Here is a 13,609-nt window from a genome sequence, read left to right as displayed (position 1 = left end):
AATTAGGGTGGTACCGCGGAATCTCCGTCCCTTCTCGTATGAGAAGGGACGTTTTTTTATGCCAATTGAAGGAGTGGGAAACATGGAATTATTGAAGGATTTAGAATTTCGAGGGCTCGTCAACCAAATGACGGACGAAGAAGGATTGAAAGAACAACTGAAACAACCGACAACGCTCTACACCGGATTCGACCCGACGGCGGATTCGCTTCATATCGGGCATTTGTTACCGATTTTGACGCTTAAACGCTTCCAGGAAGCAGGACACCGTGTCGTTGCGCTCGTCGGTGGAGCAACCGGTATGATTGGAGATCCGTCTGGCCGTTCGGATGAACGTTCGCTCAACACGCTCGATACGGTCAAGTTGTTCTCTGACCGCATCAAAGATCAATTGAGCCGCTTCCTTCCTTTAGAAGGAGAAAACCCAGTCATGATTCGGAACAACTATGAATGGACAGAAGAGATGTCTGTCATTGACTTTCTTCGTGATATCGGGAAGCATTTCCCAATCAGCTACATGCTGGCGAAAGATTCAGTCGACTCGCGCATGGAAAACGGGATCTCGTACACTGAGTTCTCGTACATGTTGCTTCAGTCATACGATTTCTTGAAACTATACGAAACAGAGAACTGCCGTCTTCAAGTCGGTGGAAGCGACCAGTGGGGGAACATCACAGCAGGTCTTGAACTCATTCGCCGTTTCGGGCATGCAGAGAAAGCGTTCGGGCTTACCGTACCGCTCGTGACGAAGTCGGATGGACAGAAGTTTGGGAAGACGGCCGGCGGAGCGGTCTGGCTTGATGCAGATAAGACGTCGCCATACGAGTTCTTCCAATTTTGGATTAACGTCGATGATGCGGATGTCATCAAATTCATCAAATACTTCACGTTCATGACGCATGAAGAGATTGAAGCACTTGCAGCTGAAGTGACAGAAGCTCCTGAGAAGCGTGTGGCGCAGCGTCGTCTCGCAGAAGAAATGACGAAACTCGTCCACGGCGAAGCGGGTCTTGAACAAGCGGAACGCATCACGAAAGCGTTCTTCAGCGGTGATTTGACTTCACTTCAACCGGAAGACATGGCGGATGCTTTCAAAGGGATGCCACAATTCGAGTTGGATGGTGAACGAAATATCGTCGACCTCCTCGTCGAAGCAAAAATCTCGCCGTCGAAACGTCAAGCACGTGAAGACGTGACAAACGGTGCGATTTACTTGAACGGAGAGCGTGAACAGGCGCTCGATAAAGTCATCACGCGTGAGGATACGCTCGGTGAATTCACAATCATCCGTCGTGGTAAGAAAAAATACTTCGTGATTCGTCACGTTTAACTGGCGCGTCCATCTCCGGAATTGTTTCGGAGATGGACGTTTTTTTAAACCATATTCAACTGCAGGATTTGCTACACTAACTGAAGAGGAGGGATGTTATGGAGATTGAAGAGTTTTTCGGAGACCAGTTCCATCAATGGCGAGAGTGCTTCCGATATTATGAGATGGCCATCACGGAGTTGGAGAGCGATTTGGGGATCATCGACCTGGATTGGCAGACGCGACTCGGGTATTCTCCGATTGAACACGTGAAAACACGCATGAAGACGCTACCCTCGATTGTTCGTAAAATGAAGCGGAAAGAGCTTCCGTTAGACGTCGAATCATTATGGGAGAACGTCCATGATGTGGCAGGAATCCGTATTGTCACAAGTTTCCGTGATGATATTTACGCGATCTTGCGACATTTAGAGACACGGGATGATTTGAAAATCGAAGTCGTTAAAGATTATATCGAACATCCGAAGCCGAGCGGTTACCGGAGCCTTCATTTGATTGTAAAAACAAAAGTCTATCTGGCCGAACGAATTATTTGGGTGCCGGCAGAAATTCAAATTCGGACATTGGCGATGGACTTTTGGGCAGCGACCGAGCACAAGCTGCAATATAAGTATCAACATGACGTACCGTCAGAATCGCGGGAAGAATTGATTGAGGCGGCCCGGATGGCTGACGCGCTCGATACCCAGATGGGACGGATTCGCCATGAAATTTTGAAGACATAAAAAAATCCCCTTCGCGAGAAGGGGATAAAAAGCATTAACGTGAGTAGTACTCGACGATGAGTTGCTCTTTGATTTGGTCGTTCAATTCAGCGCGTTCTGGGAGACGTACGAATGTACCTTCGAGTTTCTCAGCGTCGAATGTAACGAACTCTTTTGTAGCTGGTGCTACTTCAAGTGCTTCAGCGATTGCTTTAACGTTCTTCGATTTCTCGCGAACAGAAATCACTTGACCTGGTTTTACACGGTAAGACGGGATGTCTACGCGTGATCCGTCAACGAGGATGTGACCGTGGTTGACGAGTTGGCGTGCTCCACGACGTGTGCGAGCAAGACCCATACGGTAAACGAGGTTGTCAAGGCGTGATTCGAGCAAGAACATGAAGTTCTCACCGTGGATGCCTGGCAATTTACCAGCATCGTTGAAGATGCGGCGGAATTGCTTCTCGTTCACTCCGTACATGTGACGAAGTGCTTGCTTCGCTTGAAGCTGAAGACCGTATTCAGAGATTTTACGACGACCATTTCCGTGTTGACCTGGTGCGTAAGGACGTTTTGCTAATTCTTTACCCGTTTCGCTAAGCGAGATGCCTAAGCGACGCGAGAGTTTCCAAGCTGGACCTGTGTAACGAGCCATGATTGGACTCCTCCTTGTTGTTCATGTATTTTGCACAAAAGAACAACGATGTCAAAGACGAGTAACGCCCCTTTCTAGGTTCAAGCACCTTCACTTGATAGCGAAGCTACGAGATGCTCCTCCGACGTAGTCGAGGCCCGAAAGGTGGATACGTTTGTCTAAGACTGCTATCGTCATTTCATGCACGAATTTCAGTATACGATGAATGAGTTCGCTTGTCAATCAAATGAAGCGAAGTAATGTTTGGCAGAATTGCTCCAGCCCTTGACGGTCCACCTCTGAAAAACGATCGAATTCCGGGCTGTCGATATCAAGCACGCCAATCGTCTTCCCTTCACGGACCAACGGGACCACAATCTCAGAGTTTGATGCCGCATCACACGCAATGTGACCAGGGAATTGATGCACGTCTGCGACGAGTTGTGTTTCTTGTGTCGAAGCGGCGGTCCCGCAAACACCTTTCCCGAACGCAATATGCACACAGGCCGGAAGACCTTGGAACGGTCCTAAAATCAGGCTGTCTTCTGTGTCCGTCAAATAAAACCCAACCCAGTTGATGCGGTCGAGGAATTGATTAAGGAGTGCACTCGCGTTGGCGAGGTTGGCCACTTGGTTCGTTTCCCCTTCAAGTAACGCTGCTAATTGTTTATTCAGTAACTCATAGCCGGCGGCCAAATCGCCGGAATACGATGTCGTTTGGAACATCTAAAATCCCTCCATATCGGTATTTATTCAGAATTTAGCATAATGGTACACGCAATTTCTTCATTTGTCTTGCGAAAGAATCGTGAGAAAAATAACATTCTGTCTCGAAACCGTTGGAAAACCTATGCAAATCGCTGGTTCTATAATATGATTAAGTATATCTATTCTTATAAAATACTTCTTTTTTTAATATAAGGTACATAAGTCCATGAAAGCGGCTTGGAGGTTGTGATAGAGATGGATTACGGAATATACGGACTAATTATTGGAATCATCATTGTCGCCTTAGGCGTCATGCTAGGGAGTATGCTCATTCGAAGAAACTATTACCAAAAAATCGACGACTTGGACATGCGAAAGCAAAGTATCCTCAGTGCAAGTGTGCCAGTTGAACTTCAAAAGTTTAAACAATGGCCAATGGAAGGGGAAACGAAAGAAAAGTTTGATCGCTGGCATCAATCTTGGGATGAATTGGTCAGTGTGCATGCGGGTCAGATTGATGAAGCGTTATACGGGTCAGAAGAAGATCTGGATAAGTATCGCTTCATGAAAGTGAAGGCCGACCTAAATGCGACTGAACAGCTCATCGAAGAACTCGAGGCGATGGTACACGCCATGCTCGATGAAATGGCCGAGTTTAACGCTCACCATTCTTCCCTTTTGGATATTGTCAAGAAAGACGAAAAAGAATTATACCAGTTCCGTAAAACGCTCAACTCACAAAATAGCGCATTCGGACCGACGTATACCTTAGTCGAACAAGAAATTGCGGCTGCTGAAGCAAAACGGACCGAAATGATTACGTTAAAACAGGAAGGTCAAGTCTCCGAAGCATTTGAAACAGGACAATCTCTATCAGACCAGGTCAATCACATTCGCGAGCTTGTCCGGGTCATCCCGCAGTTCGTTCGAACTGTCCAGGTCGAATTGAAACAACAGCTTCAACAACTCCGTGCCGGGCATAAGGAAATGCAAATGGACGGTTATGCTCTCGAACCGCTCGGCTTGTTAGAAGAAATCGAGCAGGCAGAAGAGCGCCGTGCAGAATTGATGAATCGGATCGAACGGTTGGAATTTGATCATTTTGAAGAAGACATGCAACAGCTCAGTTCGGACATCGATCAACTATTCGAGGCATTCCGTACTGAAGTAGATGCACGCCAATATGTGAAAAAAGAGTTTTCGACGATCAAGGAGCGCGATCAGAAAACGACGGAGCTCATGGGGCAGTTGCAACAAGACATGTCCCGCTTGGTCAGTAACTATGAAATCAATGCCCGTGTCGGTGAAGAGTTCGAACAACTTGAACGAGAACGTTCCGCATTATCCGCCAATGTATTAGACATCGAACAGGCGCTGATTGCTCAAATGTTGCCGTTCAGTATGATCAAGTCCAAGGTACAGGAAGCGAAACGTTCGCTCGAACAGTTCACTGCCATGCATGATCGTTTCGTGGAGAATACGAACTCGTTACGTAAAGAAGAGCTGGAGGTTCGTCACAAGCTGGAGACGTGGAAAAAAGAACTCTCTACGCATCGCCGCCTGCTGGCGAAGAGCGCGATGCCGGTCGTTCCGAATGATTTGACGAACGACATGCGCCAGCTGCAAAAAGGCGTCCAGTCACTCGATGAACAGTTTGAGAAGGCGCCGTTCAATATGACATATATCGTCGGTCTGAGTCACGATGTGGAAGAGACGATGGACCACTTCCGCGACCGTGTACATGCGTTGATCCGTCAAGTGACATACGCCGAACAACTCTTGCAATATGCGAACCGTTTCCGTAGACGTGACAATGAGATACATATCGCTTTGACGTTAGCGGAAAACAAATTTTTACATGGAGAGTATGGAACGGCTGTCGAGATTGGTGAGCGTGTGCTCGGACGTTTTGAAGAAAATGGAGCCCACGAAATCCGGGTTCGAGTCGATAAAGGGCTTGAACAACAAGAACTACTAAGAAAATAAACCATGCATGAAGATTGACGTAAACGGGAAAAACGTAGACGTCAATCTTTTTTCAATCGAGGAGGAGTCCTGAATGGGTACACTATGGGTAAACGGTAAAATTTATACATTAAATAAAGAACATGAAATGACACGGGCAATGTATGTGGAACATGGTCGTATTTTAAAAATGGGAGAAGAGGGTCATCTTCGCCGTACATATGCGGGGCGGATTGAAAACATTGTGAATCTGGAAGGGAAGAGCGTCTATCCAGCGTTCACCGACTCACACATCCATTTAATCGGGTACGGCGAGGCGTTAGACCGCGTCGATGCGAGTGAGTCGACAAATTTACGTACATTACTTGAGTCCATGAAAGAGAAAGACAGTGGGGACGATTGGCTCGTTGCGGAAGGGTTCGATGATCGAATGCTCGGTGAGATGCCGACCCGTGAAATGATTGACGAAGTCATCGCGGATCGACCGGTCGTGTTAAAACGCGTGTGCCGGCACGTCGCGGTGGTCAATTCAAAAGGGTTGGAACGGCTTGGTTTGATCCACCATACCGTCATCGAGGGTGGAAAGCTCGGTCGCGACGCGGAAGGGAAATTGAACGGTGTTTTGTACGATGCGGCGTTAGACTTGTTATATAAAGAAATGAGTGGAAATCGCCAAAAGAATGCCGCTTCATTAAGACGAGCCATTGACTCCTTGTTTGCGCATGGCATCGTTGGGGCGCATACGGAAGATTTGTTCTACCACGGCGACCCGATCGAGACGATTCAAGCCTACGAAGATGTGCTTGATGAGCTCCCGTTCCACGCGCATCTACTCGTGCATGAACAAGTCGTCGATCGGGTCATCCAGCATGATGCCATGACGAAGCACCGTCGATTTGATTTTGGAGCGATGAAGTTGTTCGTTGATGGGTCGTTCGGTGGACGGACAGCACTTTTGTCTGCGCCATATGCGGATGACCGTGGTCAGCGGGGAATCGAGGTCCATCGCCCGGACCATCTTGAAGCGCTTGTAAAAAAAGCGCGGTCCTACGGAATGAATGTCGCGGCCCACGTGATTGGGGATGCGGCCGTTGAGCAGTTTGTATCGCTCCTTGAGAAATATCCTGCGAAGAAAGGGACGCGCGACCGGATCATTCACGCCTCTTTACTGAATGACTCACTACTGAAGCGGATTCGTGCCTTACCGGTCCTCATCGATGCGCAACCCGTATTTTTGGCGGACGACATGGATATGCTGTTCGAGCGCTTAGGGAACGAACGAATCGACCAGGTGTATCGATTCAAATCATTGATGGAGACCGGTGCGCTCTTCTTAGGAGGCAGCGATGCGCCGATTTCATCCGTAGATGTCAGAAAAGGGCTGTTCGGGGCAGTGACACGTCAATCGTTTAAAGGTTCGAGCACACTCAACCCGAGCGAGCGTCTGTCGATGTACGAAGCACTCCGAAGCTTTACGTATGCACCGCATGTGGCGACAGGAACGCACGGTCGAAACGGGTTGTTGATCCAGAGTTATAACGCATCCTTTACGGTATGGGAAGAAGATTTCTTCGACTTGAAAGGGGAAGAAATTTTACAAAACCGCCTCGTGATGACCGTTGTCGACGGGAATCCGGTATATGAGGCGGAAGTGATCACCTCTTAAAGGAATGCGGGACTTTGTCTGAGAATCCGAGTCCGAGGAACCACCGATAGGCGAGGTCCCTCTCGGTCTCATGGATGTTCTGACGCATCGACCGGGGCAACACTCGGATGTCACCTATCATCGGAATATAGTCCCTAAACCATCAGATTGTGTCGATTTGTAAATCATCGGATGCGCCCCGTGTGTCTTTTTCTCTTTATATATATGGGAAGAGGGACAGCGTGATGGGTGACCCAGTAGCGACGAAGTTGCGATGCGGCTCCCTGCTAGCCCCTAGGAAAGCGAGCCGTGCTCGGTTGGAGTACAAAAAAAGACCGTAGACCCATACTTTGTCTACGGCCTGAAGCAATGGCAGAAGCCATTGCTTTTTTATAATCAGAAGAACGAGCGTTGTACTTTATGCCAGAACGAGTTGTTCCGAAGTTTGACGGTCTTGATTACTTTATCAGAGAGTTCGATGTCGATCCGGTCTGTGTATTTCAAACTGAGCGCCTCGTTGTCCATGCCGATGATTGGATAGTCGTTTCCATCCTCGACGATGCGAAGCGAGAGTTTGCGTGATTCATGGACGATGAATGACGAACCGAGTGTACGATAACGGTTGTTGTTCACAGACGCGATTTCACTTACCTGCATGCAGCGGATGAGCGGGTCGACAACTGCGCCACTGAGCGACTTGTTGTATGCAGTTGATCCGGTTGGTGTCGATACGACCATTCCGTCCCCACGGAATGTCTCAAAATGAAGATCATCGATGTAGACTTCAATCGCAAGTGACTTGATGATACTCGATTTGATCGATGCCTCGTTCAAACAAAGAAGCGGTGTTGATTCATTGATTGATGCGGACAAGAGCGGATATTTCCGCACTTCCAAACCGGCTTCAATCTGAGCTGAGTTATCCGAGAACAGGCGATCGACTTCATCGAGTTTATGTATATCAAAATCACAATAAAACTCGTTTAAGCCGCGGCCGAATCCGACGTAAATCGCATCTTGGCGGAATCCAGTGAAACGAACGGCCTGTAAAAATGCGCCATCGCCCCCGATGGCTACGATGACGTTTGCATCTTCAGGACGTGCCACGATGTTGAATCCGTATTTTTCCCCGATCTCTTTTAATTTTTTTACTTCTTTCGCGAAGTCGTTGACGTTCCGATGGTACAAGTAGACATTGTTTCTCATCTGAGTCATCCCCTTTGTCAATGATGTCCCTTTCATTATACCGTCTTTCCCGAATGCAACATAGGGGAAACTGAAACCGGGATAAAAGCAGGAAGTTTGTCAGCGAGGGGGTCTCATCGCTATGATAAGGACGTAACTACAATAAAGGGGATGATCAAATGCCAACATTTAAAGGGAATGCGGTCACGTTACAAGGGAATCCGGTGAAAGTAGGCGATCAGGCGCCAGACTTCACAGCATTGACGACTTCACTAGATGAAGTGACGATGGACACTTATCCTGGGAAAAAATTGATTAGTGTCGTCCCATCGATTGACACGGGTGTATGTGATGCACAGACACGCGCCTTCAATCAAAAAGCGACTGACATGGGAGGTACGGTGTTGACGGTTTCGAACGACTTGCCGTTTGCACAACGTCGTTGGTGTGGAGCCGCGGGTCTTGATGATGTCGTCATGCTCTCCGACCATCGTTACCATTCATTTGCTCAATCATATGGTGTTCTAATTGAAGAACTTCGATTACTCGCCCGTTCTGTCTTCGTTGTTGACTCCAATGGAATCATCCAATACGTACAATACATGGATGAGATGACGGATGAAGTGGACTTCGATGCAGCGCTTGAGGCGTTCAAAGAAGCCAATTGATTCGCTTGGCGTAATCGATTAAAATAGCTTACACTAGAACGTGAATCGACCGGCTCTCTATTGGGGAGCCGGTTTTGTATGGAAAGGATGAACGAATATGGATCGTTTTGAACAACTTTATCGAGATTGGAAAAAAGAAGCGAAAAAACTCGTGGACGACTTAGATGTTTTGCCGATTGAGGCGCTCGTCCAAGTGTTTGAGCACGTCGATACGGAAAATGAAAAGATGGATGATGTTCGAAAAGCAGTGAGCCTGCTCGTCCTTGAAGAGACGACGCAACTCCCGCCGAACAACCAACCGACACCAGATGCGGTGAGTTTATTCATGGGATATTTGGCTTCAAAGTTACTTGACGACAATGCGAAGGTCCTGGAATTAGGCAGCGGTACGGGCACATTGATTCACGCGGTGCTCTCGCAAGTGAAAGGTGCTACGGCACAGGCGGTTGAAGTCGATGAACTGCTGTTACGTCTTTCGTATGCCGTGAGCAACTTGCTGGGTCAACCGGTATCATATTTCCACCAAGACGCTTTAGCACCGTTATTTGTTGAACCGAGTGATTTGACGTTAGTGGATCTGCCAATCGGTTACTATCCGGATGATGAAACAGCAAGTACGTACACGATGAAGCGGGATAGTGGACATTCTTATTCGCACTTCCTCTTGATGGAACAGGCGATGCGTCATACAAAACCAGGCGGTCACGGGTTATTCGTGATCCCGAACAATTTGTTTGAACAAGATGACGAAGGGAAATTAAAACAGTGGATGGACCGTGAGGCGGTCGTAAAAGGCGTACTCCAGCTTCCGACTACCATGTTTAAAGATGAACGCTATGCCAAAAGTCTGCTTCTCCTGCAAAAACTCGGGGAAGGCGTGACGCGTCCGAAACAAGCGCTTCTCGTAGAGCTTCCTTCGTTCACGGACTTGAGAGCTGTTGACAATATTGTGAAACAGATTGATGAATGGTTCAAAACAACACAAAAATAATGGGTAAAATACTTGAAAAATGTATGCAAAATCAAGTATCTTCATTATGATACAGTTATCAGTTTTAAATTGAACAGATAAAGAGATGTGTTTAAAAACGAAAGGTAAGAGGTGTATGACATGACGAAAATTATGGCAGTCAATGCAGGTAGTTCATCGCTCAAGTTCCAATTACTCGAAATGCCGAAAGAGGAAATGCTCGCGGTTGGTCTTGTCGAGCGTGTTGGAAAAGACGATGCAATCTTTACAATCAAGTATGGCGAAGGACAAAAATTTAACGTGGTCACACCGCTTCACACGCACAAAGAAGCGGTTGAATTGGCACTCGAAAAATTGATTGACCTCGGCATCATCGGATCGTTTGATGAGATTTCAGGAGTCGGACACCGAGTCCTCCACGGAAAAGAGTTGTACGCGGACTCTGTTGTCATCGATGAAGAAGTTATGAAGAACATCGAGTCGTTCACAGAGCTCGGACCTCTTCATATCCCACCGAACTTGACTGGGATTCGCGCTTTCCAAGCTATCTTGCCGAATGTCCCGCAAGTCGCTGTCTTCGACACGGCCTTCCACCAGACGATGCCGGAGGAGAACTTCTTATACAGTCTTCCATACGAATACTACACAGAACACGGTGTTCGTAAGTACGGCTTCCATGGTACGAGTCATAAGTATGTCACACAACGTGCGGCCGAACTTCTCGGACGTCCGCTTGAAGACTTGCGCTTGATTTCTTGCCACCTCGGTAGCGGAGCATCGATCGCAGCGGTTGCCGGTGGTCGTTCAATCGATACGACGATGGGCTTCACTCCACTCGAAGGGATTACAATGGGAACGCGTTCTGGTTCACTAGACCCGGCCTTGATTCCGTTCTTGATGCAAAAAACAGGAAAGTCTGCTGAAGATGTATTGAACGTCATGAACAAGGAGTCAGGCGTTTACGGTCTCTCAGGAATTTCAAGTGACTTGCGCGACATCGAGCAAGCAGCGGCAGAAGGAAACCATCGTGCCGAAGTTTCATTGAAAATCTTCTCGAACCGTATTCACGGTTACATCGGACAATACGCTGCAGAAATGAACGGCGTCGATGCGATCATCTTCACAGCTGGTGTCGGGGAAAACTCTGATGTCATTCGTGAGCGGATCCTTCGTGGTCTTGAATTCATGGGCGTTTACTGGGATCCTTCGCTCAATAACGGGGCACGTGGTAAAGAGTTGTTCATCAACTACCCGCATTCACCTGTCAAAGTGATCATTATCCCGACGAACGAAGAATTGGTCATTGCGCGTGATACGGTCCGTATCGCGAACCTCGTCGAAGAACACGTCTAATCTTAATCGAAAACCATTTTTACCACGCGACTGAACGGGTCGCGTGGTTTTTTTAGTTCTTTTCACCTAATTGAAACGTAGGAAAAAGGGAGGGGGATAGGAAGTCCCTTTGTAACAATCGGAGGATAAAATCATGCTTTTTGTAACACTCCAGTCATGAAAAATCCTTTATTTGGATGTTAAAAAATATTTAACTGTCGTTTTGTTTACGAAAAAGACGGAATTTATACAAAAAGGTTGTTTTGTCACCTTTCTGTAATCAAAGAGACATGTAAATGAAGAACAAGTGTAAAGGCATGGGGTTTCATTTCATCATATAGTTATCTGGACGAAATGTTCGTGACAAATTCATTCGTTCATTCGTGATCTGAACCATCAAGCAGGCATCTATGATTTGACAACAAATTGACTGGGAGAGGACAAAACGTATGTTTAAAAAAATGGCTACGCTCTTACTTCTCGCAATAATGGTAGGGACTTTCGCCTTACCGTCAACACAGGTTGAAGCTGCATCGAAAAAAATCTACGTGGCAAGTAAATCAGGTGATTTGAAAGTCTATGCGCAAGGACGGTCAAGTTCACGCGTGATCGGTAAAGTGAAAGCGACGGAACGGTTGCAACGCACAGGTTCTCGAGGTGCTTGGATTCGTGTCAACTACAAAGGGAAAGCTGGCTGGATTCCGACGAGATCTCTTCGTACGGTAAAGGCTCCGACCCCTGTCAAAGCGAACGTGAAAACATATACGATGAAGGCGTCAGCTTATACACCATACTGTAGAGGGTGTTCGGGTATGACGGCGCTCGGTTGGAATGTACGTACACAGAAAAGAAACGTCATCGCGGTTGATCCTCGTGTCATTCCGCTCGGATCGAAAGTTCAAGTCTATGTCGGCGGCAAATTGTTAGGCACGTATACGGCGGCTGATACAGGCGGAGCGATCAAAGGAAATAAAATTGACATCTTGATGTATTCATATAAAGAAGCGATTCGATTTGGTCGGCAAACGGTCACGGTCAAAGTCATCTGATCGCACAATCAAAAGAAGAGGTCTTGCAATCGCGCAAGACCTCTTTTCTGTATAAATGATTTCTTATTGACGAACGATGAGTACATCACATTTTGCGTAACGTACAATACTTTCTGAGACACTACCGATGAAGAAGCGTTCGACAGCGTTCAAACCGGTCGCTCCACAGATGATCAAGTCGATATTGTGGTTAGGTGCGATTTTTTTCGCGATGGTCACTTTCGGTGATCCATATTCGATCACTGTCTCGACTTCTTTCACACCGCGTTCTTTTGCACGGTTCACATAGTCTTCAAGCAATTCTTTCGCATAAGTCTCGGCCCGTTCGGTGATTGTCCGGTCATATGCCTCGACTGTGGCGAACGTGCGGGTGTCGATGACGTGACCGACGTAAAGTTTCCCTTCGTTTCGAATCGCGACGTCGATTGCTGTTTCGAATGCCCGTTCGGCCTCTTTTGAGCCGTCAACGGCGGATAAGATATGTTTGTAGACAATTGCCATGTAAATCCCAACCTTTCGCTCGAAATATACGTTCGACTTACATATATAGTATACCACTTCTACCATATTTCACGCTTCGAACTGATGAAAATGCATGATTTTTTTCATACCAATGAATAGAACACGTTGAAGCTTGGAGATTGATGCGGCGAACAGGTAGAATAGGGCAGAGGAGGTAGTGCGATGAAACACGTCATGATCACGTCAGGTGCGAAAGGTATCGGTCGCGCCGTTACAGAACGACTTCTGAAAGAGGGTTGGTTCGTCAGTGTATTACAGCGCAATCCGATTGATTGGACACACGAACGGCTACATATGGTGGAAGCCGAATTAACAGACCGCCAGACATTGCTGCAAGGATACGAGTTGGCCGTGGAAAGATTTGGAGAACCGGATGCCCTCATCTTGAATGCAGGACCTTATATATTTGAACGGAAATCCATGGTGGAATTGAGTGACGAAGAGTGGGATGAAGTGATGACGGGGAATTTGTCTGCGTCTTTCTGGCTGATGAGGCGCGCCATCCCGGCCATGCGTTCGAAACAATTTGGCCGAATTATCACGTATGGCTTCCCGGAAAGTGCGAATGCTCCGGGGTGGTTGCATCGTTCGGTGTTTGCGGCCGCCAAGTCCGGTCTCGTCAGTCTGACGAAATCTGTGGCTTTAGAAGAGGCGCCGTACGGGATTACCGTAAACATGGTCAATCCAGGGAATATTGTCGGGTCGCAAAAAGAGATGCGAATCGAAGACGCGGAGTCGGATGACCAGACACCGGTCGGTCGTCATGGGACCGGGGAGGATATCGCCAGGATGATTACGTTCTTACTGTCGGAAGACTCGGATATGATTACAGGTGCTGTCATTGATGTGACAGGCGGCGTGAATGTCGTGCATCAATATCGGAAATAAGGAGGATTT

At 47.4% G+C, this 13,609-nt stretch carries 13 protein-coding genes, 1 pseudogene and 1 other annotated feature (1 of these 15 cut by a window edge); of the genes and pseudogenes, 9 read left to right on the top strand and 5 right to left on the bottom strand.

The genetic code is table 11. From position 1 onward, the window contains the following. Nucleotides 1–35, top strand: a binding site (T-box leader) (it extends 163 nt beyond the left edge of the window). A 47-nt stretch (nucleotides 36–82) separates the two neighbouring features. Beyond that, complete coding sequence (tyrS, locus tag KNP03_RS02510) at nucleotides 83–1,330, top strand: tyrosine--tRNA ligase (RefSeq protein WP_214824821.1); 1,248 nt, start codon at nucleotides 83–85, stop codon at nucleotides 1,328–1,330. Between the two features lie 98 nt (nucleotides 1,331–1,428). After that, nucleotides 1,429–2,055 (top strand): GTP pyrophosphokinase, encoded by a 627-nt coding sequence (locus tag KNP03_RS02505; protein WP_214824819.1) that lies wholly within the window; start codon nucleotides 1,429–1,431, stop codon nucleotides 2,053–2,055. Nucleotides 2,056–2,089: 34 nt separating this feature from the next. Here KNP03_RS02505 and rpsD read toward each other — a convergent pair whose 3' ends face one another. Beyond that, nucleotides 2,090–2,689, bottom strand: a complete 600-nt coding sequence (rpsD, locus tag KNP03_RS02500; RefSeq protein WP_214824817.1) for a 30S ribosomal protein S4 — start codon at nucleotides 2,687–2,689, stop codon at nucleotides 2,090–2,092. Nucleotides 2,690–2,911: 222 nt separating this feature from the next. Continuing rightward, nucleotides 2,912–3,394, bottom strand: coding sequence for a GAF domain-containing protein (locus KNP03_RS02495; RefSeq protein ID WP_214824802.1), 483 nt, complete (start codon nucleotides 3,392–3,394; stop codon nucleotides 2,912–2,914). Nucleotides 3,395–3,631: 237 nt separating this feature from the next. Between KNP03_RS02495 and ezrA the strand changes: the two genes are divergently transcribed. Together ezrA and KNP03_RS02485 are read left to right on the top strand one after the other, a co-directional pair. Next, nucleotides 3,632–5,362 carry a septation ring formation regulator EzrA gene (gene ezrA / locus KNP03_RS02490; protein WP_214824800.1) on the top strand — a complete coding sequence of 577 codons (1,731 nt, stop codon included), beginning with the start codon at nucleotides 3,632–3,634 and terminating at the stop codon, nucleotides 5,360–5,362. Between the two features lie 73 nt (nucleotides 5,363–5,435). Then, nucleotides 5,436–7,007, top strand: coding sequence for an amidohydrolase (locus KNP03_RS02485; protein WP_214824797.1), 1,572 nt, complete (start codon nucleotides 5,436–5,438; stop codon nucleotides 7,005–7,007). A gap of 4 nt (nucleotides 7,008–7,011) precedes the next feature. Here KNP03_RS02485 and KNP03_RS02480 read toward each other — a convergent pair. Together KNP03_RS02480 and KNP03_RS02475 are read right to left on the bottom strand one after the other, a co-directional pair. Then, nucleotides 7,012–7,101 (bottom strand): annotated as a pseudogene (locus KNP03_RS02480) (transposase); the annotation flags it as partial. A gap of 281 nt (nucleotides 7,102–7,382) precedes the next feature. Next, nucleotides 7,383–8,201 carry an NAD kinase gene (locus KNP03_RS02475; RefSeq protein WP_214824795.1) on the bottom strand — a complete coding sequence of 273 codons (819 nt, stop codon included), beginning with the start codon at nucleotides 8,199–8,201 and terminating at the stop codon, nucleotides 7,383–7,385. Between the two features lie 149 nt (nucleotides 8,202–8,350). Here KNP03_RS02475 and tpx point away from each other — a divergent pair, with 149 nt between their 5' ends. From tpx to KNP03_RS02455, 4 genes are all read left to right on the top strand, one after another. Next, the gene (gene tpx / locus KNP03_RS02470) at nucleotides 8,351–8,839 is read left to right on the top strand and encodes a thiol peroxidase (protein WP_214824792.1); all 489 of its coding nucleotides are present in this window, start codon (nucleotides 8,351–8,353) and stop codon (nucleotides 8,837–8,839) included. Between the two features lie 97 nt (nucleotides 8,840–8,936). Further along, entirely contained in the window at nucleotides 8,937–9,830 is an 894-nt protein-coding gene (locus tag KNP03_RS02465) for a class I SAM-dependent methyltransferase (protein WP_214824788.1), read from the top strand. Nucleotides 9,831–9,950: 120 nt separating this feature from the next. After that, on the top strand, nucleotides 9,951–11,162 hold the full coding sequence (locus KNP03_RS02460; RefSeq protein WP_214824785.1) for an acetate kinase: 1,212 nt from the start codon (nucleotides 9,951–9,953) through the stop codon (nucleotides 11,160–11,162). A 428-nt stretch (nucleotides 11,163–11,590) separates the two neighbouring features. Beyond that, nucleotides 11,591–12,190 (top strand): 3D domain-containing protein, encoded by a 600-nt coding sequence (locus KNP03_RS02455; RefSeq protein WP_214824782.1) that lies wholly within the window; start codon nucleotides 11,591–11,593, stop codon nucleotides 12,188–12,190. A 63-nt stretch (nucleotides 12,191–12,253) separates the two neighbouring features. Here KNP03_RS02455 and KNP03_RS02450 read toward each other — a convergent pair whose 3' ends face one another. After that, entirely contained in the window at nucleotides 12,254–12,691 is a 438-nt protein-coding gene (locus KNP03_RS02450) for a universal stress protein (protein ID WP_214824779.1), read from the bottom strand. A 183-nt stretch (nucleotides 12,692–12,874) separates the two neighbouring features. On the opposite strand from KNP03_RS02450, the gene KNP03_RS02445 reads away from it, so the two are divergent. Continuing rightward, nucleotides 12,875–13,600 (top strand): SDR family oxidoreductase, encoded by a 726-nt coding sequence (locus KNP03_RS02445; RefSeq protein ID WP_214824776.1) that lies wholly within the window; start codon nucleotides 12,875–12,877, stop codon nucleotides 13,598–13,600. The last annotated feature ends 9 nt before the right edge of the window (nucleotides 13,601–13,609 follow it).

This window comes from Exiguobacterium algae (genome assembly GCF_018617875.1).
GTDB classification, from domain to species: Bacteria; Bacillota; Bacilli; order Exiguobacteriales; family Exiguobacteriaceae; genus Exiguobacterium; species Exiguobacterium algae.
This window is presented reverse-complemented; position numbering and strand designations above follow the sequence as displayed.